General features: G+C 68.9%; 1 protein-coding gene. It reads right to left on the reverse strand.

Annotation, left to right across the window (positions count from 1 at the left end; genetic code table 11):
* Window positions 1–532: 532 nt before the first annotated feature.
* The coding region (locus tag C1I98_RS39400) for a dienelactone hydrolase family protein (RefSeq protein ID WP_146607951.1) at window positions 533–836 on the reverse strand (304 nt) is incomplete at its 5' end.

Consider the following 836-nt stretch of genomic DNA (forward strand, 5'->3'; position numbering starts at 1 on the left):
CCCACCCTCGACCTCCTCCCCTTGATCATCGACCGCATCACCATGGACTGACCGGGCCCCCGGACCGCTGCGGGCAGTCCCCCGCCTCCGGCGGGTGAAATGGTCCTCGCCGGCGCTCGGCCTGCCTTTTAGGGGCCGGGCTTCGCCCGTCGTACGGCATGCCCGCCCTCGCCGCCCGCCGTGCTTGCTCACGGCCCGGTGTCCGGCATTTCGCGAGCCCGGTGGCTGATCGCCGTTCCAGCACCGGCTGAACCGGCCCCCTCTATGCCATCGCGCCCGCCTGGTTCATTCTCGCCGTTGACTCCGCCTCCGGCGGGCAGAATCGTCCTCGTTGATGTTCGGCCTGTTTCAAGGGGGCGGGCATCGTCGGGCGTACGACATACGGTGTTCCCACTGCGCGCCGTGCGCGGCCGCAGCGGTGATGTGGCCAGTGTCCGTCGCCAAGGTACGCACATGATCTCCCAGGCGGCCGCAGCTACTCGCATGCTGGGGCGACGACCTTCTGTTCGCCTGGGCTCCCCGGCCCGGAGTCTCAGTTGTTGGTCAGGGTGTGGGCAAGGAGGGGGAGCAGGCGGTCCCAGTGGTGTTGTAGGCCGGTCGGGCTGAAGGCATCGGTATCGGACATGGTGAAGCCGTGGACGGTGCCGGGATAGATCTCGGAGGTGTAGTCGACGCCTGCGGTGTCCAATGTCTGGTTGAGTTCGCGGAGAGCTTCAGGCGTGATGTCGGATTCGGCGTGGCCGAGGTGGGCCTGGGCGGCGAGTTTGGCGAGGTTGTCGGGGCCGACGGCGCCGACGGGGGCGTGGAATGCGGCGATGGCCGCCACCTGGGTGGGG

Source organism: Spongiactinospora gelatinilytica, from assembly GCF_003236385.1.
Taxonomy (GTDB): domain Bacteria; phylum Actinomycetota; class Actinomycetes; order Streptosporangiales; family Streptosporangiaceae; genus Spongiactinospora; species Spongiactinospora gelatinilytica.